This window comes from Streptomyces camelliae, from assembly GCF_027625935.1.
In the GTDB taxonomy this organism is placed as follows: domain Bacteria; phylum Actinomycetota; class Actinomycetes; order Streptomycetales; family Streptomycetaceae; genus Streptomyces; species Streptomyces camelliae.
Genome location: NZ_CP115300.1, coordinates 3061396 through 3081776 on the forward strand (window position 1 = coordinate 3061396; position 20381 = coordinate 3081776).

The window sequence follows — 20381 nt, forward strand, 5'->3', positions numbered from 1 at the left end:
ACCTTTCGATGGGTGCGGAGCATGATCGAGGCTGTAGGCCTGACGAAGCACTACGGCGACAAGACCGCCGTGCACAACCTTTCCTTCCAGGTGCGGCCCGGAGCCGTGACCGGCTTCCTCGGGCCGAACGGCTCGGGCAAGTCGACGACGATGCGGATGATCCTCGGGCTGGACAACCCGTCGTCCGGCACGGTGACCATCGGCGGCTACCCCTACCGCAAACTGCCCAACGCGGCCCGTCAGGTCGGCGCGCTGCTGGACGCCAAGGCCGTGCACGGCGGGCGGTCCGCGCGCAACCACCTGCTGAGCCTCGCCCAGCTGTCGGGCATCCCGGCCCGGCGCGTGGACGAGGTGCTCGGGGTCGTCGGTCTCCAGGGCGTGGCCAAAAAGCGCTCCAAGGGCTTCTCGCTCGGCATGGGCCAGCGCCTCGGTATCGCGGCCGCGCTGCTCGGCGACCCGCAGGTGCTCCTCTTCGACGAGCCGGTCAACGGCCTCGACCCCGAGGGCATCCTCTGGGTCCGCAACCTGATGAAGGCGCTCGCGGCGGAGGGCCGTACGGTCTTCGTCTCCTCGCACCTCATGAGCGAGATGGCGCTGACCGCCGACCACCTCATCGTGATCGGGCGCGGCCAGCTGCTCGCCGACATGAGCGTGAAGGACTTCATCTCGGCCAACTCCGCCGACTTCGCGCGCGTCCGCACCCCCGACACCGAGCCGCAGCTCCGCGAGAAGCTCACCTCGGCCCTGACCGAGGCGGGCGGTCACGTCCTGCCGGAACAGGACGGCGCGCTCCGGGTGACGGGCCTCCCGCTCCCCCGCATCAGCGACCTGGCGCACCAGGCGGACGTACGCCTCTGGGAGCTGTCGCCGCACCAGGCCTCGCTGGAGGAGGCGTACATGCGGATGACGCAGGCCGCCGTGGACTACCGCTCCACGGTCGACCAGAAGGCGGGCCTCCAGCAGCCGCTGCCGCCCGGCGCCCAGCCCCCCATGCCGGTCCCCGGCCAGGGCCAGCCGGGCTGGTACGCGCCACCGCCGCCCCAGCCCACCGCCCCCGGCCCGTACGGCGCCGGCCAGCCGGGCCAGGCGCCGGGGGTCGGCCAGGTGACGGGTGCGGGTCAGGCGCCGGGCGCGGCTCTTGCGGCTCCCGCCGGTCCGTACGGCGCCGGCCAGCCGGGACCGTACGGCGCCCCGAACGCCCCGCAGGGCCACCCGGCCGCACCGGGCGCCCCCGGCGCTCCCGCCGCACCCGGCGCGGGCGCCCCGAACCCGTACGCCCAGGCGGCCCCGCCGGCTGCTCCGCAGGGCCAGCCGCCGGTCGCCGCCCCGCAGTCTCCGCAGGGCCAGGTACCGGGCGCGGCCCCGGCAGCCCCCGCCGCTCCCCCGGCAACGGCACCGGCACCGGCCCCCGGAACCCCCGCTCCCGCACCCGCCCCCGCCGACCTGACCAAGCCCGAGGACGCCCGATGAGCACGCACCAGCCCCCGATGCCGCAGGCCCCCGCCGCCGCGCCCGCATGGCAGGCGGCGCCCGGCGGGTCGTACCCCGGATACACCTCGCCGATCCCGGTCGTGCGCACCCACCTCGGGCACGCGCTCGCCTCGGAGTGGACGAAGATCAAGTCGGTGCGGTCGACGATGTGGACGCTCGGCGTGTTCGTGCTGCTCGTCGTCGGCATCGGCCTGCTGACCGGCGCCGTGGTCAAGGCCCACGCCGACAGCTCCAACATGGACGGCCAGAACCCGCTCACCTTCGGGTTCTTCGGCCTGCTGCTCGGCAGCATGTGCATCATCACGCTCGGCGTGCTGACCACGGCCTCGGAGTACGGCACCGGCATGATCCGTACGACGATGACCGCGTGCCCGAGCCGGACCCGGATCCTCGCGGCCAAGTCGATCGTGTTCTTCACCGTGGCCTTCGTCGTCACGCTGGCCGCGTCCGCCTTCGTCGGCATGATCCACGCGTCCATGCTGAGCGGCACCGGCGCCCGCACGCCCTCCGGCAGTGACTGGCTGAAGGACACCGTCGGCGTCAGCCTCTACATCGCGCTGCTCGGGCTGCTCTCGCTGCTCGTCGGCTCGATGATCCGGCACTCCGCCGGCGGCATCACGATCATGATCGGCGCGGTGCTCGCGCCGCTGGTCATCGCGCTGTTCATGGCCACGTCCTCGCTGCACTCGGTGCAGGAGTTCCTGTTCAAGTACTCCATTCCGAGCCAGCTGGGCGTCTTCTACGACAACACCCTGAGCGGCTCCGGCCCGACCGGCTGGGACCCGCTGTGGATCATGCTCGCCCTGACGGCGGCCGCGTACGCCGGCGCCTTCGCGCTGCTGCAGAAGCGGGACGTGTGAGCCTGACCGCTTAAGCCGGACCGCTTGACCGACAGAGGGCCTCCCGGGCGCATGACGCCGACGGGGGGCCTTCGTGTTTCACCGTCAGTCCCTTCTCCACACACAGGAGGTGCACAGAAAATCCATAAACCTCTGTACCGGCCCACCCGTGTATGCGTAAGGTAAAGCCGCACATGACCGGATCATGACCAATCCGCGTCTGAGCGCATGCACATCACTCAGCGACCGGGGGAACACCGTCGCTCACGGGGAGGGGTTGCTTCGCCATGCCGTCGTACCGGCCGTCCGTACGCGCCATCCAGTAAGAGCGCTCTCTGCTCCCAGACCGTCGGCTTCCGCCCGGCGCATCCCCTTGAGGAAGAAAGGGACGCTCTTTTGCGCTCCAAGCGTTGGTTCCGCCTGCGCGGATCACGAAGACCAGCGAAGTTCACCTCCGCCGTAACGTCCGTGGCCGCGCTGGCGGTTGTGGCGGGTGTCGCGGTGCAGCCGGGTGTGTCCCGGTTGCACGCCGAACCGGTGGACGATTCCTACCCCTGGTACCAGGACACGGCCGCCGAGCAGTTGCGGCAGGACCAGTGCCTGATGTCCGACGTACTGCGCCTGGGCGGGCCGTCGATGGCGGCGACCGCGCAGGACGGCCTCAACCAGCCGCCGGACAAGCTGCATGTCCTGGCGGACCGGAAGAGCTGGGAGAAGACGCCGCTTGCCGTCGCGTACCAGAAGGACCGGGACGCGGCGAGCAAGCAGATGGACGATCTCGCTGCTCAGCGGGAGGGGTGGAAGAAGCCTCTCGACGGCTTGGCGACGCCCGGTGGATTCACGGACGCCGGGTTCCACTGGCCGCCGGACGGTGAGCAGAGCTTCTACAACCAGACGGGTCTGAGCAAGTGGGTCGCCGACCGGTTCTGGATGAATGACTACGACTTCTACCAGGACGACACTCCGAAGGCCGACGACGCGACTCTCAAGGCCGTGGACGACCTCGGCAATCCGCTCTACGGCAAGGACCCGGATCCGACCGGGACGACGCAGCAGGAGTGGAACCGGGCGCTCGCCGAGCACAACGCGTTCCAGTGGATGCACGGCGGCCCGGCCACGAACGCGGGCGCGGACGACGCTCGTATCTTCCTGTCCTCGGGTGGTTTCCCGCGTACCGATCCGCAGCCGGGGACGCCGGAGTTCCGTATCGCGGTGGAGGACGTGAAATCCCGGTTCGCGGCGTGTGGTTGGCGTGACCCGCTGGACCCGGACAACGTGCTGGGTGACGTCACCTCCGCCGCGGCCGGCGAGTGGCAGCAGGAGGTTGCTTCCCAGGCCGCCCAGCGCAACCAGATCCTGGACGCGAACAAGACCGCCGTCGACGCCCTGGCCAAGGGCGCGAAGGCACTCAGCGACATGCTGGGGCACTCCTGGGTCGCCGACCACCTCACCCGCTGGCAGGACTACTGGAGTCCGGGCGGCATCGGCTGGATCGGTGACTCTTCGCTGGTGATGAGGGTCGAGGCAGCCAAGGGCAAGTGCCTGGACGTCCAGGGCAGCGGGACGGCGAATGGCACCCCGGTGCAGATCTACACCTGCAACAACAGTGCCGCCCAGGAGTGGAAACTCTGGGGCTCCTACGACGGCGGCTACGCCCTCTACAACACCAAGGCTGCCAAGTGCCTTGATGTGAAGAGCGGCAACAACGCCAACGGCACGAAGATCCAGATCTGGTCGTGCAACGGCAGCGCGCCGCAGCAGTGGCAGTTCGACGTCCGCGCCGCCGGTGAGCTGCGCAACGCCGCCACCGACAAGTGCCTGGACCTGCACACCTTCGACAACGGCAACGACACCCAGCTGTACACGTGCAACGGCACCGACGCGCAGAAGATCCGCATCGTCCCCCAGGGCCACAACGGCACGGACAAGCTGGACTACCCGGACAAGGCCCAGTTCACCAAGGCCACCGCCGGCATCGCCGGCGCTCAGGCAGGCGCGAAGAAGCAGCTCGCCGCCATCCAGGCGCAGTTGGCGGCCGCGCAGAAGGCCGGAACCACTTCGGACACAGCCCTTCAGGCCTCGTACGGCATCGCGGACGCCAATGGTGCGCCGCGCGGCCGTGGTCTGCTGGTGGGTCAGCAGAAGGCACAGGTGACCCGGGGCGCGGTGGCCGCGCTCCAGGCGCTGGAGAAGGCCGGTGAGACGGCCGAGGCAGCGACCCGCGCCGCCGCCGGTGACAGCGCGACGATCGCCCAGCGTGCGCTGGCGCAGGCGGCGCAGGCGAAGGCGGAGTTCCGCAAGGAGGCCGCCAAGGCCGCCGAGGAGCAGGCCAAGGCAGCGGCGGACGCGGCCAAGGTCCACCGTGACAACGCCAAGGCCGACAAGGAGACCGCCGAGGCCAAGCTCGCCGTCGCTCTGAAGGCCGAGGGCGATGCGAAGGCGGCCGCCGCCGACGCCCACGCCAAACGGCTCGACGCCGAGGCCCAGGAGAAGACCGCCAAGGCGGAGAAGGAGACGGCCGCGGCCAAGCAGGCCGAGGCCGCGGCGGACAAGACCGCCGCCCAGGACCAGGCGACCAAGGCCAAGGACGCCAAGGACAGGGCCGACGCCGCCGAGAAGACCGCCGAGAGCAAACGCGACGACGCGAACACCGCCCGGGACAAGGCCAAGGCCAAGCGCGACGACGCCTGGGACGCCGAACAGAAGGCCGACGCCGCCCGCGCCAAGGCGGACGCCAAGGACGCCTACGCCGACAAACTGGACTCCGGAGACGCGGCGACTGCCGCCCGCAACGCCGCCAACGACGCGGACAAGGCCGCCGACGACGCCGAGACCGCGGCGAAGAACGCCCGCGCCGACGCGGATGCAGCCACCCAGGCGGCAGCCGACGCCGACGCAGCGGCGACGAGGGCCGAGGCTGCCGCCAAGCGCGCCCGCTCCGACGCGGACGCAGCCCAGGCGGACAAGCTGAAGGCGGACGCAGCGGTCAAGACCGCCACCAGCGCCGCCGCCGACGCCATCAAGGCCTCCCAGGACGCCGCCGCCGAGGCCAGGACGGCCGTCAAGCTCGCCGACGAGGCCGAGCAACACGCCAAGGACGCCAAGTCCCAGGCGGATGCGGCGAACACCGAGGCCGGCAAGGCGCTCGCGGCCTCGGCGAAAGCCGCCGGGTACGCCCATGTCACCGCCCAGGCCGCCGTGGACGCGGGCAAGGCCGCTGAACAGGTCGCCAACCCGGCCAACGACGCCATCCAGCTCGGCTCGGCCTACGTCGACACCGACTCCGCCGCCGGCCTGGTCGTCCTGACCGGACAGGCCTCGAAGTCCATCGCCGACCAGCAGCAAGCCGTCGCCGACGCCCACGCCAAGAACGCCCAGGCGGAGGCGGACGCGGCCAAGAACCTCGCCGACCAGGCCAAGGGCGACGCCAAGGAGGCCTACCAGCACGCGGCCAACGCGGCCCAGTACGCCGCCGACGCCCGCACCTACTCCAAGCAGGCCCTGGGCTACGCCGCCGACGCTGCCAAGGCCGCAGCAGCCGCCCAGCAGTCCCTGGCCCGCACCATCGACTACGACAAACAAGCCGCCGAGGACGCCGCGGCGGCCGACACGGCAGCCGGCAACGCCGAGGGCTACGCCAAGGACGCCCGCGCCTCAGCCGACGCCGCCGCACTCGACGCCGACGCCGCCCGCAGCGCAGCCGCCCAGGCCGAACAGGACGCCAAGGACGCCCGCGCCGCCGCCGACCGCGCCGACACCGCCGCGACCGAAGCCGAACAGGCCGCCAAGGACGCCGACAAGTACGCCAAGGAAGCCCAGGACGCCGCCGACAGGGCTGAAAGGGCGGAGGCCAACAAGGAGGCATCCAAGGGGTCCGGTACGGGCATTCCCGGTGTGTTCGCCGTCCCGGACGAGTCCACCGTCGAGATCGTCAGCTCCAAGCAGCACGGAACGTGCCCCGGGATGCCGGAAGCAGCCATCAAGGGCTGCGACGCTACGTTCGACCTGGTCGTCAACTACGCGGCCGACTTCTACCTGTGCACGGATGGCAACGCGCAGGCCACCGCGGATGGCTGCCCGAAGTCGGCGTGGCAGTTCCTTCAGCGGACGACGCTGAAGAACGTCAAGATCGAAAACTGGCAGCACCACTTCTCCGGCAAGGACATCGTCCGCGCCGGATGGCAGAGCCTCTTCGGTGACGTGGCCGGATCGATCCTGTTCTCCTTCTTCGCCGAAGACATGATGGACTGCCTCCACGGCAGCGCCAGCGGCTGCGCCTGGGCCTACGCGACCTACGTCCCCGTAGAAGGCGCACTCAGCGAGATCAGCAACGCGGTCAAGGCAGCAGACGCGGCCACTCGGACCGGGATCGGCTTCACGGACGCGTGGAAGGCACTGCGCGCCCTCAATCTGCCGGAAGATGTTGTCGCTGGCATCTTCAAGAAACTTGGCCAGAGACTGCGTGGACTCTGCCTGAAGAACAGCTTCCCCGCTGCGACACCCGTACTGCTCGCCGATGGCTCGGTCAAGCGCATCGACGCGGTCAAGGTCGGCGATCGGCTGCTCGCCACTGACCCGGACGCCGGTACGACCGGCCCCGAACCGGTCACGTCGACGTTCTCTCACTCGGCAGACCAGCTCCTGCAGATCTCCTTCGCTGACGGCGGACGGATACTGACCACGCCGGGACACCGGATGTATGTTCCGGGCCGCGGCTGGGTGCACGCCTCCAGCCTGCACAGGGCAGACTCGCTCCGGACGCCGTCCGGTGCCCTGCACAGGGTGGTCGGTATCCGCCCCGTGGCCGCACCACAGCAGGTGTGGGACCTGAGCATCGCCGACCTCCACACCTTCTACGTGCTCGCGGGCCGGACTCCCGTACTGGTCCACAACGTCGACTGCCCCGTCTACTATGCGGAATACCCCAGTGGGGCCTCGATCGTCGCAGACATCGACAAGGACGGTCTGTTCGGGCTCGCCATCGAGGCGATCAAGGACGCACCTCCCAGAGGCAGCGAGATGTTCAACGCCGCACTCGCACATTTCGGCGACGCAGTGAAGGGCATCAAGGGATACTGGCAGGACGGAGGTACGCTCAGCGACAATCTGAACTCCTTCAACGCGGCCGTACGGGGCGGTGCATCGCTTGAGGACGCGGCACTGAAGGAAACGTTCACGGGGAAGATGGCCGCACGAGCAGGTTTCACGAAGGTGGAGATAACTGAGCTCAGGGGCATGCCGGGGCACTACACAAACGTGGGCGTGACCTTCCGTCGTTAGGTCACCTGTCCAGGGCATCCAAGGCTGAAGGACACGCGTTGGGGCGGTATCGCGAGGCCGCGTCCCGCCCCAACGCCATCACGCGAAAGATCGGAAAGTCGGACACGAGATGAATGAGATGGAGATTCTTGTCGGCGAGCTGAAGGCGGCTCACGCCGATGGAAAGGACGCGATAGAACTCGCATTGCTCGCCCGGGACAAGCTGGGTGCAGGGTTCAGGGCCGTCCCTTTCATTGCCTCCTTCCGTCTCGCTTTTGACATACCGCTGCCCGTTCTGCAGCGGGCGCAAGCATGGGAGAGGTTCGGCTTGGGGAGCGTCCACATTTCCGACGAGGAGTTCACGAGCCTCCTCTCACCATGGCTCACCCATGCGTGAGGAGCCTCCGGGACCCGAAGGACGCGTCGACCGAACCGACTGACGTCGTGCCGCAGGGGCAGGCGGGGAAACCGCCCGCCCGTGCGGCACGTCCCGGGCCGCGCCCCACCCCGCACCCCCGTTCAGACTCCGTCGACAATGGACTGTGATCTCACAGATAACGGGGCTGCCGGATGGATTCGGCTACAAAATATTCAATACGCCGAACAGTCTCGGTGCGCTTGAAGTTTGATGACAGCCCGGGCGCCCGGGGCCTTCCTCGATAAACTCCGGGCGCACCCTGCCGCATGACGGTAGGATCGCGACTGTTCGCTCACAAATCTGGAGAACATGTGAGTTATGACGTATTCGTATGCCGATTCCTGAGTGGCGAGTCGATACCGCTGAACAAGATAGTCGCGACAGAAGTCCTCGCCCCCCACGTGGTCGCTCAGGATCCCGAACACGGCCTCTTTCAGATCAGAACGAAAGACGGAGCATCTGCCGACCTTTACTTCACCAGCGACACGAGCATCATGATTAACCATTTCACCGATGGTGGCGTCATGAATGTCATCTCGGAGTTGCTCGACCGCATAAAAGCTGTGCTGGTGCTCCCTGGGGGCACGGTGATACTGAGCCAGGATTCACACCGTGAACACCTGCCACAGACCCTCCGGGACGAGTGGTCGGTCATCGTCGCGACGACCGGTTCGCAGATCACACAGGCGATTCAGGCATCCTGAACGCGCGGGCGTTATCAGTCTGAACCTCAGCCCGGGACCGCACTTCACCCTCGTGGTAAGGAATCAGGCCGGGCCGAACAGGCCGCCAAGGACGCCAAGGACGCCGACAAGTACGCCAACGGGCAGGATCCATGGCACACGAACATCCCACGTACGTCGCGCCCGGCTACTGCGGCGACTTCGGGCCGACCGGCCTGGCGGAGCGGCTGTGCTCCCCGGGCCGCCTTCCCGACCGAACGTCAGCGCTCGCCGTCGGGCCGTCACCCGGGCGGACCCCGACCTGGGGTTCCGCCTGTTCCTGCAGGCTCTGACGGAACTGGCCGTGCCCCCCTTCACCGAGGAGCGGTACGCCCAGTGCGAGGCCATCGCTCAGCGGTTCGGATACGGCAAGTTCCACCTCCTCCGGGCCGAGCAACTGATCCGGCGGAGCTGAACGGCTGGATCATGGTGTTCCCGTATGTCAAGTCGCCGACGGGACTCGTCCGGTTCGAACACGGCTACGTCAAAGGTGGGAGCGAATGTGGCATGACTGACGGGAACCCTGAACACCTCTTCATCCGCGCGGGAGCCGGCCGGTCCCCGCTGTACCGGACCGACGCCGGGATGGCATCCCGCCGCGAGGACTTCACCCGCGAGACCGCGGTCGACGACCCTGCGGTGGGGCTGCCCCCCGACCTGGCTCGCGAGCTGACCGAGTGGGCACAGTCGTTCCCTGACAGGGGGTCCGTGTCTCGGCCGGCGTTGCGCAAGCACGTCAAGCGCGGGCTGGAGATCGCCCGGAGGGTGGCGAGGTTTCTCGGCCCCCGTTGGGTGGTGCGCTACTGGGACGAACAGCACCAGGACGAGAAATTCGTGTGCTGGGGTTGCGACCGGTTCCACTGGACGGCCGACGCCCACACCAACCCTCCGCACCCGCTCGACATCACCGTGGAGGGTGAAGCGGGGATGGACCCCCTGCGTGCGGAGGGGTTCGGGTACTTCGCGCCCGACGACCCCGCCGCCGGCCTGCACCTCCCCGACGATCTCGTCACGGCCTTCAAGGCATGGGGTCGGCAGATCGACGAGACGCTGGAACTGGACCTCCCGTACCAGGAGGAGGACAGGTACGCCGACGAATGGCAACGTCTCTTCATCGAAGGGAGGGACCTTTCGGAACGACTCGCCCGTGAACTGGGCCCGGCCCGAACCGTCACGTACAAGGGACTGGCCAATGGCGGGCTGGCCACACTCACGTCGGAGACCTGGCAGGGCGACCAGCAGGTGAAACCTCACTGACGACCGCCGTCAAGATCCCGATTCGCCGTCTCAGCCCCCGGGACCGAGCTGTTGTGGCTCGGTCCCGGGGGATGCCTATGGAGGTACCGCAGCGGGGATACCGGGAGAGGCCCCGCGGCGCCTCGGAGGCTGCGGGGAACGAGGTCCGAGTGGTGCTCAAGAGGCTGCCGGGCAAGAAGGGCACCATCATGGCGAGGCAGCGTGAGCAGTACGGCAGGTTCTACGAGGAGGACTTCGGCCTCAGTGGCCTCGGCGGGAAACTGTGCTCCGGGAAGAGGCCCCGTCCGACCCCTCCGGCGGTGCTGGAACTGGCCGCGGAGGCGGTCCGTGACGAGGAGGACCATCAACTCGGCAGGGATGTGCGGCTCCTGCTGGAGTCGCCGGTGCCGGACGAGGTGATCAGCGTCGTCTGGCCGGCCGTGACGGGAGGAAACTTCGACCCGGGTGACCATGGCATCGGCGCGCGTGATTGGTTGCGCATGGTCGCCGAGGTGAGCCGTGTGGACGTACCGGACAAGACCGAGGCGCAGCAGCCCGGCCTGCCGGAAGGGGAGCTTCGCGCCTGCGTGCTGGCCGAGATCCGGTCGGCTGAGCCTGCGTTGAGGAGCACCCTGCCGCTGCCCCGCGTCGTGAGCACGCTGCGGCAGATCGTCGACGAGGCCGACGCCGATCTCGGCTTCCGGCTGTTCCTGCGTGTCCTCAAGGCGTATGCCGTGCCGGTGGACCAGGGCCAGTACGACCGGCTGCTGAGCATCGGGGACCGGCTGGCATACCCTCTTGCGGCCGTCTTCGAAGGCCTGGCCGTGCGGTGGCGACCGCTGGACGCCGGCCGCCGGGACTTCGGGACCCGCTTCGGGCTGCCGTTCCTTGCGGCGATGTTCCACGGAGGGTGGGATGCCTGGCGGTACGAGGGCTCGGGGACTCCCCGGGAACACGTCGGCAGACTCGCTCATGGCGACCGTGGCCTCGGCCCAGGTACCCAGGCTGCCGTCCTCCTTCAGGACGTTCGCCGCCTGGCGGGTTCCGCACTGTCCGACGACGCGGTCACGGCACTGTGGCGCACCGCCGCGCATCGCTGGAACGCGGCTGAGGCGTTCGACGCGGACGGGCGGGCCTGGCTGCGGGAGATCGCGGAGGTGTGCACAGCACGGCTGGCTGATGTCGCACCCGCCTACGTACCCGCCCTGCCCACACTCAGGAGCGACCTGACCGAAGCGGTTCTACGTGAGGTGCGCGACATCGGTCCGGCGCTGGACAGGTCCGTGACTCATCACTGCCGGTCCGCAGCAACCGAGGGAATCGCCTCGGTACTTGAGGAAACAGTAAGGTCCGTCGACCCGGACCTCGGCTTCCGTTTCCTCCTGCATCTCCTCGCCTCGTACGACGTTGCGGTCTCCGAGACCCAGTACGCTCGATACCAGGAGATCGGAGCACGTTTCGGCTTCCACGAGGAATACGTCGCCGAGCAAGTGTCAGCAAACACTGCGCATGCAAACGACCGCGCGGACTGACGGACGAGGCCTGGACTAGAACCTCGGCCCGTTCCTGGACCGCTGCACCCTCGTGGTGCGGCGGTCCTTCGCGTTCCAGCAGGCCTTGTGCCAGTGGCGGCGGTCGTCGACGCCCGCGTGTTCCGGCCAGGCCACCACGTGCGGGACGCCGGAGGGGATCAGCTGGTCGCAGCCGGGGCAGCGGTAGGTCTTGCCCTGCGCGCTCGCCCCGGCGACATGGCGCACGCTCCAGTCCTCGCCCTGCCAGCTCTCGGACGACTGCCAGCCGCCGTACCGGCCGGCGCTGTCGTCCTCGGCGCTCCGGCCCGACGATCCGGCTGCCTTCGGTCGGTTGCGACGCGGGGACACGGGACACCTCTCGGGGCTATACAGGAAACACGGGCTTCGTCCAGCGTACGCGCCGCAAGGTGGGGTACGCGAAGGGCACAATCTCGCCCAAGTCCCCCTCCGGGGCCCTTCATTCTGAAGACAATCCGCAAATCTCTCCGCCAGGCCGTGTCCTGGGCACGTGTCAGGCGGTTATGCCGAGTGGGGGAGCTCCGAGCCGGAGCCAAGGAAGCAGGAAATGCGATGTACGTAGGAAGCTTTGTGCTGGGCGCCCAGTTCCCGGGCCAGGGTCCGGGAGAAGCCCTGCACCGGGCGGTCCGCTCCGCGGAGGTCGCCGAGGAGGCCGGGCTGGACGCGGTCTGGCTGGCCGAGCACCACTTCGTGCCGTACGGCACGTGCCCGTCCGCGGTCACGCTGGCCGCGTATCTGCTCGGCCGCACCCACCGTGTCCGCGTCGGTACGGCAGTCAGCGTACTGCCCACCGCGCACCCGGTGGCCCTCGGCGAGCAGGCCGCGCTGCTGCATCTGACGAGCGGCGGCCGGTTCACGCTGGGCGTGGGCCGCGGTGGACCCTGGGTGGATCTGGAGGTGTTCGGCGCGGGACTCCAGGCGTACGAACAGGGTTTCCCGGAGTCACTCGATCTGCTGCTGCGCTGGCTCCGGGAGCCCCGCGTGGGGGCCGACGGCGAGCAGTTCCGGTTTCGCGAGGTGCCGGTCGTGCCCCGCCCCGCGGACGGTCTGACGGAGACGCCCGGGCCCGAGGTCGTCGTCGCCTGCACCTCCCCGGCGAGCGTACGGCTGGCCGCCGAGCGCGGGCTGCCGATGCTGCTCGGCATGCACGTCGGGGACGAGGAGAAGGCCGAGATGGTCGCCATGTGGCGGCGCTACGCCCTCGCGGCGGGCCGGCCGGGCGAGGAGATCGCGGACGCCGCCCATGTCTCGGCCGGGGTGTGCCAGCTCGCGGACCGGCGCACGGACGCGGCGGAGACCCTGCTGAAGGCCATGCCGGGCTGGCTGAAGCAGGGCCTGGAGGCGCATGTGACGGTCGACGGCCGGGTGCGCGCGATGCGCGATCCGCACGCCTACACCGAGCTGCTCTGCGGGCTGCACCCGGTGGGCACGCCGCGGCTGGCCGCCGACCGGCTCGCGGCCACCTCCGAGCGCACCGGAATCTCCCGTTTCGCCCTCCTCGTGGAAGGCTCGGGCGATCTCGCCGCGACCGAGGAGAACCTCCGGCGGCTGGGCGCCGAGGTGCTGCCCCAGCTGCGCTGACCCGGCCGGCCCGCGCGCGAGCCACCTGGGGGGCTTGCCGCCCCAGCACTGAATGCACCTCCCGCGAGTGGAGCGGCAAGCAAGCGCCTCACTGGCTCCCGTAGGGTCAGCAGTCCCGAAGCTCCGGCGACTGGTTCAGCAACTGGCTGCGCACCGACGTGAAGCGGGCCAGCGTCTCGTCCGCGGCCGGGTCCAGCGGGAACACCGCGACCCGGTGGCAGTTCTGGAAGGCAAGACGCACACCGAAGTGCCGCTGCAGCGCGCCGCGAATGGCGTCACTCGCGAGCGCACGCAACAGCTGACCGCGTGCCTGCTCGTCCGGCGGGGGCGTCAGGTTGTCGGCGAACGGACCGCCGTCGACCTTCAGCCGCGCCACCAGGGAGCTGATCATCTCCCATGCGTAAGGCAGGGAGGTCCGGACGCAGTCGACGAATTCAGCTTCGTCGACCTCGCCTCGCTCGGCCTGTTCGAGTAGGGCCGGTGAGACGTCGAGCGACATGGGTTCTCCTCTCGCACCCCCGCAGGGAGCAGGGGTTGCCGGACAGGTAAGGGAGTTCGCGATGTCGAACACGCTCAGTACATACGCCGCGACCTCACGTTCCCTACGGTAGGCAACCGTCGGTGACCACACCAGCAGAATGCGTATATGGAACGATCCGCTCTGAAACACAATCGGCCACGGATCGACCAGGGATGAACAAGAGTTTCCAGGGACAATTGGGGCGATACACAGGGAGCAGGACGGGCGCATCGCGTGCACCGGCGCGCGTCGAGTAGCGTTGCCGACCATGCGTCTCGTCATTGCCCGATGCTCGGTCGACTACGCCGGCCGGCTCACCGCCCACCTGCCCTCGGCACCCCGCCTGATCCTGGTCAAGGCGGACGGCAGCGTCTCCATCCACGCGGACGACCGGGCCTACAAGCCCCTCAACTGGATGTCGCCGCCCTGCACGCTGAAGGAAGGCAGCGGCGCGGACGAGGGCGTCTGGACGGTCGTCAACAAAGCGGGCGAGAAACTGATCATCACGATGGAGGAGATCCTCCACGACTCCTCGCACGAACTCGGCGTGGATCCGGGTCTGATCAAGGACGGCGTGGAAGCACACCTGCAGGAGCTGCTCGCCGACCGCATCGAGACGCTCGGCGAGGGCTACACGCTGATCCGCCGCGAGTACATGACGGCCATCGGCCCGGTGGACATCCTGTGCCGGGACGCGGACGGCCAGACGGTGGCGGTGGAGATCAAGCGCCGGGGCGAGATCGACGGCGTGGAGCAACTCACCCGCTACCTCGACCTGTTGAACCGCGACCCCCACCTCGCCCCGGTCCGTGGCGTCTTCGCCGCCCAGGAGATCAAGCCCCAGGCCCGCGTCCTCGCCACCGACCGCGGCATCAACTGCCAGATCCTGGACTACAACGCGCTGCGGGGCATCGAGGACGACAAGCTCCGCCTGTTCTGACAGACGGCTCGCAGGCGGTTCACGGGCGGTTCACAGGCCTTTCTACGACACGACGGTGCCGGGTCCATCGGATGGACCCGGCACCGCTGTGTCGGCAGGGCTCACATCACCGCGCTCGGGGACGCCGGGGTGCTCTGGGGAGCCGATGCGGTGCTCGTCGTGCCGCCGGTCGTCGTGCCGCTGGTGGAGCCGCTGGTCGTGCTGCCGCCGGAACCACTGGTCGAGCCGTCGGTGGAGCCGGTGGTGCCGCCACCGCTCGTGGTGCCGCCGCTGGTGCTGCCGCCGCTCGTGGAACCACCTGTGGTCGTCCCGCCGCCCGTCGTGGTGCCTCCCGTGCCGGAGGAGCCTCCCGTGCCGGTGCCGCCCGTCGTGCTGCCCCCGGTGGTCCCGGTGGACCCGCCGGTCGACGAGCCGCCGGTCGAGGAGCCGCCGGTGCTGCCGCCCCCGGTCGTCGTTCCCCCGGTCGAACCGCCGCCCGAACTCGTGGACCCCGTCGGCTTGGGTGACTTGGACGGCGGGGTGGACGTCGTGCCGGGGCCCGACGGCGTGATGCTCTCCGACGGCTGGGCCGGGTCCGTCGACGGCGCGGGAGTCGTGCCGCCCGTGCCCCTGGCCGTCGGCCGGCCGGTCGCCCCGCCCGTCGTGCCGCCCGTGCTCTGGTTCGGGTCCGCGCCCAGGGTGCCGTCGCCCGTGCCCTGGCTGACCGAGGGGTTGACGTCGACCTTGCCGGCGGGGTTCTTGCCGTCGTTCTCGTGGGACGTCATGCCCAGCGTCACCACCGTGCCGAGGACGGCCGCCAGCAGCGCCCCCGAACCGGCCGCCACCATGTTGCGGCGGGCCAGCCGGCGGATGCCGCCGCTCTGTGCCGCGGCGACCGGGATCCGCTGGGTCACAAGTGCCTCGCCCAGCGGAGCGTACGGCGGCGGGGCCGACTCCTCGTGCCGAATCTCCGGCAGCTCCTCCCCCGCCGGCACCGTGACCCCGGGCAGCTCGCCGGAGCGGTCGGCGACCAGCGCGAGCGCCCGGCGCCCGGCGACGGTGCCCCGCTTGTCGGCGAGCGCCCCGCGCAGCCCGATGGACGCCTCCAGCTCCGCGCGGGCCCGGTCCAGCTGGTCGGTGCACAGCGCCAGGACGCCCAACTCGTGGTGGAAATAGGCCTGTTCGTGGACCTCGCCGGTCTGCCGGGCGGCCTCCGCGCCGGAGCGCAGCGCACGCTCCCACGCGCCCCAGTGGAGTCCCGCGGCGAAGGCGGGCGCGGCCGTACGGGCCAGTCGTACGGCGATGCTCTCCTCGCCGTCAGCCGGAACCGACGTCTGCGGGACCACGGCGGCCAGCGCGGCCAGCACCGCGTCCGCCTCCGCGCTCACCCGCTCGGGGGTCACCGAGGGATGCCCGGACCACCAGGCGTAGTGCTCGGCCGCGGCGAGCGCCTGGGCGGGGGCGTCGTCGGCGTACCCGGCGGCCTCCAGCTGGGTCTGCACCCCGGTCGCGAGCCGGTAGCGGGAGCCGACCGGCGAGACCAGTCCGCAGCCCGCCAGCTCGCCGAGCGCGGCGTCGGCGTGGGTGTCGCCGACCAGCGCCGGCAGATGCGCCTGGTGCGGCACCTCGCCGCCGAGGGCGACCGCGAAGCGCAGGGTGGCACGGGCGGACGCGCTGAGCCGGGAGGCGAGCAGCGGGGCGGGCGCGGCGGCCTCGCCGAGGGACGGCAGGGGAATGTCGTCCTCGGGCACCAGGGGGATCTCCGCCGGCGGCAGTACGTCCTCGAAGACGCCGTACTCGTCCACGGCGCCCGCGCCGGCCCGCAGCTCGTCGCGCTGCCGGAGCAGGGCGCCGGCCTGGACGAAGCGCAAGGGCAGGCCCTCGGACTCGAACCACAGGTCACCCGCCCAGTTGGCCTCCTCCTCGGTGAGGACGCGGCCGGCGGTCCGCTCCAGGATCTCCACGCCGCCGGCCCGGTCGAGGCCGCCGAGGAAGACCTCCTCGACGGCGGACTGGGCGGCCGGCGCGGGCACCTCGGGAGTGGCGCCGATCAGGAACGCGCACTCGCGGGCGACGTCGAGGAGTTCGTCCAGGGCGGCGCCGCCGAACTCGATGTCGTCCAGGACGACGACCGCGCCGATCTCGGCGACGAGCGCGTGCAGGTCCTCCCGTGCGGGGCGGTGGCCGGGGGCGTCGTAGACGGCGTGGAAGAGGTCGTGCAGCAGGTCGCCGGCGGTGCGGTGGAAGCCGGAGAGCCGGACCACGCCGTCGGGGGCGAGGTCCTCGCAGTCCTCGGCGACCAGGTCGAGCAGGGCGGTGCGGCCGGAGCCGCCGGGGCCGGTGAGCCGTACGGAACGGCCCCGGGCCAGCAGCCGGACCAGGCGCTCGCGTTCGTCCTGGCGCTCCAGCAGGGACGGCGCGGGCTGGGCGGGGCCGGCCGGCGCGGGGGGCCTGGCGGCCCGCTCGGTCTCGGCGCGCTCGGCGGCCGTCCGCTTACGGGGACCGCCGGGCCGCTCGGCCGGCGGGCAGGGCTCTATCTCGCTGCCGTCGACCGGGTTGACGGTGAGCAGCAGATCACCGGCGACGAGCCGCGCCGTGCGGGCGAGTGCCGGCGCGCCCGGGCCGAAGTCGGAGGTGAGGGATTCCCGGGGCGGGCGGCGGCCGGACGTGTGGCCGTGCCCTTCGGGTCCCTGATCGATCGGGTCGATGGGTTCCCTGGGTTCCATGGGTTCAAGCCCCCCAAAAGCGTCGTGTGCCCGTGACTACGGCCCCTCCCCCGGCCTTGTCGCACACGCGCTGTCGCTTCTGGTCCGGGCCCGCTCGGTCGAGGGTTGCGAGGCAGCGGGCGACCGAACCCTAAACCTTGGCTCAGTATCTCCGACAGGGTGGGGTGCCGTACGGCCCGAGACGTCACGGTCCGGTGTGGATTGCCCTTGACCCTGTCCCGCCCTGCGCACGGATCCCGCCCGCACGGCGGATCACACGCGGGCAGTTCACACGCGGGGCAGTGGCTCCAGTCCGATGCCCCCCTCGATGGCCAGGATGCGGTGCAGCCGGGTGGCCACCAGCAGGCGCTGCATCTGCGGCGGGACACCGCGCAGCACCAGACGGCGCCCGCAGCGGCCGGCCCGCCGATGGGCACCCATGATCACCCCGAGCCCGGTGGCGTCCCAGGAGTCCAGTTCGGACAGGTCGAGCACCAGGTCGCCGACGCCGTGATCGACTGCCGAGTGCAGGGCCGTACGGGCGTCCGCCGCGCTGCGGACGTCGAGGCGGCCCCCGACGACCAGCTCGGCATGGTCGCCCCTGATGTGCATATGCGCTCCCCGTTGAGTGCGGTTGGCGTACTCGTTGTTGACTGTGCGAGTGGTGGTGCGGTTGCTGCTTGTAAGCGAACCGATACCGAATTCACCCCGGGGAGTGATACTCCCGGGGGTGAGATCCGGCGGATTTCCGTACAGAGGGTGCTCAGTACTTGTAGAAGCCCTGCCCGCTCTTGCGGCCGATGTCACCGGCATCCACCATCCGGCGCATCAGCTCCGGCGGGGCGAACTTCTCGTCCTGGGACTCCGTGTAGATGTTGCCGGTGGCGTGCAGCAGGATGTCGACACCGGTGAGGTCGGCGGTGGCGAGCGGGCCCATGGCGTGGCCGAAGCCCAGCTTGCAGGCGAGGTCGATGTCCTCGGCCGTCGCGACCCCGGACTCGTAGAGCTTGGTCGCCTCGACGACGAGCGCGGAGATGAGCCGGGTGGTGACGAACCCGGCGACGTCCCGGTTGACGACGATGCAGGTCTTGCCGACGGACTCGGCGAACTCCCGCGCGGTGGCGAGGGTTTCGTCGCTCGTCTTGTACCCGCGGACCAGCTCGACGAGCTGCATCATCGGCACCGGCGAGAAGAAGTGGACGCCGACGACGCGCTCGGGGTGCTCGGTGGCCGCCGCGATCTTGGTGATCGGGATGGCGGAGGTGTTGGAGGCGAGCACGGCCTCCGGGCGCACGATCTTGTCGAGCGCACGGAAGATCTCGTGCTTGACCTCCAGCTTCTCGAAGACGGCCTCGACGACGATGTCGGCGTCGGCGGCGGCGTCCAGCTCGGTGGTCGGGGTGATGCGACCGAGGGCTGCCTCGGCGTCCGCCGCCGCCAGCTTCCCCTTGCTCACGAACTTGTCGTACGAGGCCTTGATGCCGTCGGTGCCACGCTTCAGTGCCTCGTCGGTGACATCGCGCATGACGACGTCCCAGCCCGCCTGCGCGGCGACCTGAGCGATACCGGATCCCATGAGACCGGCTCCGATGACGGCGAGCTTCCGTGCCACTGACGACTCCCTTGAAAGCGCTCCAAGTCTGCTTCTCCGGCGGACCATAGCGCTCTGGAGCCGCTGTGTGACTGGTTAGTAACGCGCGTCACGTCTCAACAGACGGACATCACACCGGCAGCGGTACGCGCCACCCGATCGGGCCCGTCGTACCCAGAAGCGGCTTTGCTCCTCAATGAGTTGCATCACGGGCGGTTTGCGCCCCGCGCACCGGGTGGCGCGGGGTAGCGAGGCCCGGCTCTTTCCCGGCATTGTTCCGTAACCTCCCGATCACGTGGCGTGGCGGGCCATGGCCGGGTCATCCTGACCTCCCCCTCCTCATGGAGCCTCAACAACGCTCTTCAGGTGGGCAGTTGAACTCTGTTCTGCTCACGGAATCGATGTGTGATGTCGAGTAAGAAGGTGGTGACCGTCGCCGTCCTGGTGACGGTCCTCGCATGGAGCACGGTGATGGCCGTGCTGGGACAGGTCGCCGCCGTGGCCACCCTGCTCCCGTCCCTGGGCCTGCTCGTGCAGCAGATCGTCCAGGCCCTGACCGGTCCGGAGGGCTCACGTACGCCCGCCGGGACCGGCGGATCCCACACGCCCGGCGGCCCCGACCCCGCCGCCGGCGACGGCACGGAGCCGCCCCGATGACCCGGGCGACCCGTACCGAACAGCCGCCCGCGGGGCGGACCGCCGGCCGGCGGGGCCGCAAGCCGGGCCCCATCTCCGAGACCGCCGGCCGCACGCACCGGGCGTGGCTGGAGCCGGTGCGCGACGCCGTCTTCTCCCGCGGTCTGACCCTGGACGACGTCGCGGACCGCTCCGGCTTCTCCAAGACGCGGATCAGCGAACTCCTGCGCGGCAACGGCTACTACCCCGCCTGGGAGATCACCTTCAGCGTGATTCGCACACTCGGCCTGCCGGTTCAGCCGATGCGGCGCCTGTGGACCGCGGCGGCGCGCGAAGCGGGCAAGGACCCCGGGTGGATCCGGCAGTGCCTCCAGCAGGTCGCGTGCGAGCCGGAGACCCCGCCCCTGCCCTACCAGGCCTTCACCGAGAGCGTGCGCGCCGCCTACACCGCCTACGCGCGCGCGTTCCTCCAGACCGACGACCGCGCCCGCAGCGCGGTCGCCGAGACCTTCGACGTGCTCTGGCTGTCCTGGGGGACCGCGACCGGCGAGGAGAACCTCCGCCGCCACGCCTGGCGTCTGCTGCGCGCCCGCGTCCTGGCCGGCGCCGCCCGCCGCGACGGCCACCCGGACCTGCGGCCCGCCGTCTTCTCCACCGGTGAGGTGCACGAGAGCGTCCCGGGCCACTTCGTCGTCCTGCCCGACCTGGTGGACCTCTTCGACGCCATCGCCCGCCTGCCCCTCGACCAGATGGACGTCGTGGTGCTCGCCCGGCTGTGCGGCCTCGACCTCGCGGAAACGATCCCGTACGTCACCGGCCAGACCCCGGCCTTCTGCCGCTCCCTCGCCTACCTGCTCCGGTCCTTCTGGACGGAAACGGCACGCTGATCATGATCCCGTCGATACGCTGCGTGT

At 70.2% G+C, this 20381-nt stretch carries 16 protein-coding genes; 11 read left to right on the forward strand and 5 right to left on the reverse strand.

Features of this window, described 5'->3' with window-relative positions:
• The first annotated feature begins 21 nt into the window (after positions 1–21).
• The 7 genes from O1G22_RS13740 to O1G22_RS13770 all read left to right on the forward strand — a co-directional run bounded on the left by O1G22_RS13740 (position 22) and on the right by O1G22_RS13770 (position 11497).
• Entirely contained in the window at positions 22–1470 is a 1449-nt protein-coding gene (locus O1G22_RS13740) for an ABC transporter ATP-binding protein (RefSeq protein ID WP_270081618.1), read from the forward strand.
• The gene (locus tag O1G22_RS13745) at positions 1467–2351 is read left to right on the forward strand and encodes an ABC transporter permease (protein ID WP_270081619.1); all 885 of its coding nucleotides are present in this window, start codon (positions 1467–1469) and stop codon (positions 2349–2351) included. Before O1G22_RS13740 ends, O1G22_RS13745 begins: the two co-directional genes overlap by 4 nt.
• 447 nt (positions 2352–2798) lie before the next feature.
• A complete protein-coding gene (locus tag O1G22_RS13750) occupies positions 2799–7610 on the forward strand; it encodes an RICIN domain-containing protein (protein ID WP_428986358.1) in 4812 nt (1603 codons plus the stop codon).
• Positions 7611–7728: 118 nt separating this feature from the next.
• Positions 7729–7986 carry a hypothetical protein gene (locus O1G22_RS13755; protein ID WP_270081620.1) on the forward strand — a complete coding sequence of 86 codons (258 nt, stop codon included), beginning with the start codon at positions 7729–7731 and terminating at the stop codon, positions 7984–7986.
• A 332-nt stretch (positions 7987–8318) separates the two neighbouring features.
• Positions 8319–8711 (forward strand): hypothetical protein, encoded by a 393-nt coding sequence (locus O1G22_RS13760; RefSeq protein WP_270081621.1) that lies wholly within the window; start codon positions 8319–8321, stop codon positions 8709–8711.
• Positions 8712–9236: 525 nt separating this feature from the next.
• Complete coding sequence (locus tag O1G22_RS13765) at positions 9237–9986, forward strand: hypothetical protein (protein WP_270081622.1); 750 nt, start codon at positions 9237–9239, stop codon at positions 9984–9986.
• Between the two features lie 149 nt (positions 9987–10135).
• Entirely contained in the window at positions 10136–11497 is a 1362-nt protein-coding gene (locus O1G22_RS13770; RefSeq protein ID WP_270081623.1) for a hypothetical protein, read from the forward strand.
• Positions 11498–11512: 15 nt separating this feature from the next.
• On the opposite strand, the gene O1G22_RS13775 is transcribed toward O1G22_RS13770, so the two are convergent.
• Positions 11513–11845: an ATP/GTP-binding protein gene (locus tag O1G22_RS13775; protein WP_270081624.1), complete on the reverse strand. Its 333-nt coding sequence runs from the start codon at positions 11843–11845 to the stop codon at positions 11513–11515.
• A gap of 222 nt (positions 11846–12067) precedes the next feature.
• Between O1G22_RS13775 and O1G22_RS13780 the strand changes: the two genes are divergently transcribed.
• The gene (locus O1G22_RS13780) at positions 12068–13096 is read left to right on the forward strand and encodes an LLM class flavin-dependent oxidoreductase (protein ID WP_270081625.1); all 1029 of its coding nucleotides are present in this window, start codon (positions 12068–12070) and stop codon (positions 13094–13096) included.
• A gap of 106 nt (positions 13097–13202) precedes the next feature.
• Here O1G22_RS13780 and O1G22_RS13785 read toward each other — a convergent pair whose 3' ends face one another.
• Complete coding sequence (locus O1G22_RS13785) at positions 13203–13595, reverse strand: SCO5389 family protein (protein WP_225099539.1); 393 nt, start codon at positions 13593–13595, stop codon at positions 13203–13205.
• Positions 13596–13884: 289 nt separating this feature from the next.
• Between O1G22_RS13785 and nucS the strand changes: the two genes are divergently transcribed.
• Positions 13885–14556 carry an endonuclease NucS gene (gene nucS / locus O1G22_RS13790; protein WP_270081626.1) on the forward strand — a complete coding sequence of 224 codons (672 nt, stop codon included), beginning with the start codon at positions 13885–13887 and terminating at the stop codon, positions 14554–14556.
• A 101-nt stretch (positions 14557–14657) separates the two neighbouring features.
• Here the strand turns inward: nucS and O1G22_RS13795 are convergent, their stop codons facing one another.
• The 3 genes from O1G22_RS13795 to O1G22_RS13805 form a co-directional block, all read right to left on the reverse strand.
• Positions 14658–17261 (reverse strand): ATP-binding protein, encoded by a 2604-nt coding sequence (locus O1G22_RS13795; RefSeq protein WP_270081627.1) that lies wholly within the window; start codon positions 17259–17261, stop codon positions 14658–14660.
• 267 nt (positions 17262–17528) lie between these two features.
• Positions 17529–17852, reverse strand: coding sequence for an STAS domain-containing protein (locus tag O1G22_RS13800; RefSeq protein WP_270081628.1), 324 nt, complete (start codon positions 17850–17852; stop codon positions 17529–17531).
• A gap of 151 nt (positions 17853–18003) precedes the next feature.
• The gene (locus tag O1G22_RS13805) at positions 18004–18852 is read right to left on the reverse strand and encodes a 3-hydroxyacyl-CoA dehydrogenase family protein (RefSeq protein WP_225099535.1); all 849 of its coding nucleotides are present in this window, start codon (positions 18850–18852) and stop codon (positions 18004–18006) included.
• Between the two features lie 387 nt (positions 18853–19239).
• On the opposite strand from O1G22_RS13805, the gene O1G22_RS13810 reads away from it, so the two are divergent.
• Both O1G22_RS13810 and O1G22_RS13815 read left to right on the forward strand, forming a co-directional pair.
• The gene (locus tag O1G22_RS13810) at positions 19240–19488 is read left to right on the forward strand and encodes a hypothetical protein (RefSeq protein ID WP_225099534.1); all 249 of its coding nucleotides are present in this window, start codon (positions 19240–19242) and stop codon (positions 19486–19488) included.
• Positions 19485–20354: an XRE family transcriptional regulator gene (locus O1G22_RS13815; RefSeq protein ID WP_270081629.1), complete on the forward strand. Its 870-nt coding sequence runs from the start codon at positions 19485–19487 to the stop codon at positions 20352–20354. The genes O1G22_RS13810 and O1G22_RS13815 overlap by 4 nt, the downstream gene beginning before the upstream one ends.
• The last annotated feature ends 27 nt before the right edge of the window (positions 20355–20381 follow it).

What these genes read in the sequence shown, in the direction of transcription:
- O1G22_RS13740 (WP_270081618.1), top strand. Translation starts at nt 22, where the DNA reads ATGATCGAGGCTGTAGGCCTGACGAAGCACTACGGCGACAAGACCGCC.
- O1G22_RS13745 (WP_270081619.1), top strand. Translation starts at nt 1,467, where the DNA reads ATGAGCACGCACCAGCCCCCGATGCCGCAGGCCCCCGCCGCCGCGCCC.
- O1G22_RS13755 (WP_270081620.1), top strand. Translation starts at nt 7,729, where the DNA reads ATGGAGATTCTTGTCGGCGAGCTGAAGGCGGCTCACGCCGATGGAAAG.
- O1G22_RS13765 (WP_270081622.1), top strand. Translation starts at nt 9,237, where the DNA reads ATGACTGACGGGAACCCTGAACACCTCTTCATCCGCGCGGGAGCCGGC.
- O1G22_RS13780 (WP_270081625.1), top strand. Translation starts at nt 12,068, where the DNA reads ATGTACGTAGGAAGCTTTGTGCTGGGCGCCCAGTTCCCGGGCCAGGGT.
- O1G22_RS13785 (WP_225099539.1), bottom strand. Translation starts at nt 13,595, where the DNA reads ATGTCGCTCGACGTCTCACCGGCCCTACTCGAACAGGCCGAGCGAGGC.
- nucS (WP_270081626.1), top strand. Translation starts at nt 13,885, where the DNA reads ATGCGTCTCGTCATTGCCCGATGCTCGGTCGACTACGCCGGCCGGCTC.
- O1G22_RS13795 (WP_270081627.1), bottom strand. Translation starts at nt 17,261, where the DNA reads ATGGAACCCAGGGAACCCATCGACCCGATCGATCAGGGACCCGAAGGG.
- O1G22_RS13800 (WP_270081628.1), bottom strand. Translation starts at nt 17,852, where the DNA reads ATGCACATCAGGGGCGACCATGCCGAGCTGGTCGTCGGGGGCCGCCTC.
- O1G22_RS13810 (WP_225099534.1), top strand. Translation starts at nt 19,240, where the DNA reads ATGTCGAGTAAGAAGGTGGTGACCGTCGCCGTCCTGGTGACGGTCCTC.
- O1G22_RS13815 (WP_270081629.1), top strand. Translation starts at nt 19,485, where the DNA reads ATGACCCGGGCGACCCGTACCGAACAGCCGCCCGCGGGGCGGACCGCC.